This is a genomic window from Pseudomonas sp. K5002, assembly GCF_013386655.1.
GTDB lineage: Bacteria > Pseudomonadota > Gammaproteobacteria > Pseudomonadales > Pseudomonadaceae > Aquipseudomonas.
Map to the genome: position 1 here is coordinate 1 of NZ_JACARK010000209.1, position 1315 is coordinate 1315.

Below are 1315 nucleotides of genomic sequence, written 5' to 3' on the forward strand. Positions count from 1 at the left end.
GGCGTCGACACCTTCAAGGACGACCCGATCTCCCAGTTCAAGCTCGACAGCCCCGACTACCTGGCGATGGGCGCGCGAATCGCCCGCCTCGGCAAACCGACGCTGTTTGTGATGGAAGGCGGCTACGCCGTGGAAGAAATCGGCATCAATGCCGTCAACGTTCTCGAAGGTTTTGAGGGATTCGCCCAATGAACATGCTCAAGCATCTCGTCCTCTGCGCCGCCGTGCTGAGCGGGGCCGCGCACGCCGAAGAAAGAACCCTGCGGGTCTACAACTGGTTCGACTACATCACGCCCAAGGCCCTGGAAGATTTCAAGGCGCAGAACCCCAGCGTCAAGCTGGTCTACGACATCTTCGACACCAACGAAGCCCTGGAGGCCAAGCTGCTGACCGGCAACTCCGGCTATGACGTGGTCGTGCCCTCCAACGTGTTCCTGGCCAAGCAGATCGAAGCCTCGGTGTTCCAGCCGCTGGACCGCAGCAAACTGCCCAACTGGAACCACCTCGATCCCAAGTTGATGAAGCTGATCGAGGCCAACGACCCCGGCAATAAATTCGCCGTGCCCTACATGTACGGCACCATCCTGATCGGCTTCAACCCGGACAAGGTCAAGGCCGCGCTGGGGGCCAACGCCCCCGTGGACAGCTGGGACCTGATCTTCAACGTCGAGAACATCAGCAAGCTCAAGCAATGCGGCGTGGCGCTGCTGGATTCGCCGTCGGAAATCCTGCCCCTGGCCCTGCAACACCTGGGACTGGACCCCAACAGCAGCAACCCGGCGGACTATGTCAAAGCCGAAGCACTGCTGATGAAGATCCGCCCGTACATCACCTATTTCCACTCGTCCAAGTACATGGCTGACATTGCCAACGGCGACATCTGCGTGGCGGTCGGCTATTCCGGCAGCTTCTCCCAGGCCGCCAACCGCGCCAAGGAAGCCAGGAACGGTGTGACCGTGGACATGCGCCTGCCGAAAGAAGGTGCGCCAATCTGGTTCGATATGCTCGCAATCCCCAAAGGAGCCAAGAACCCGGAAGACGCCTACGCCTTTATCAACTACCTGCTGCAACCGGGCGTGATCGCGCCGATCAGCGATTTTGTCGGTTACCCCAACCCCAACAAGGACGCCACCGGGTTGGTGGATCCGGCGATTCGCAACAATCCCAACCTGTACCCGACCGAGGCGGCCATGGCCACGCTGTATACCCTCAAGCCCCTGGGACGTGACGCCGAACGTGCCAGGACCCGCGCCTGGACCAAGATCAAGTCCGGCACCTGATCGGTTGCCGCCGGTTGCGCCTCAGTGCGCAACCG

The 1315-nt window shown here is 61.1% G+C and carries 1 protein-coding gene and 1 pseudogene; both read left to right on the forward strand.

Going from position 1 to position 1315, the window contains the following annotated elements:
- Window positions 1–192 (forward strand): annotated as a pseudogene (locus tag HX846_RS11575) (histone deacetylase family protein); the annotation flags it as partial.
- Window positions 189–1280, forward strand: coding sequence for a polyamine ABC transporter substrate-binding protein (locus HX846_RS11580; protein ID WP_102604044.1), 1092 nt, complete (start codon window positions 189–191; stop codon window positions 1278–1280). The pseudogene HX846_RS11575 and the gene HX846_RS11580, both read left to right, overlap by 4 nt.
- Window positions 1281–1315: the final 35 nt, after the last annotated feature.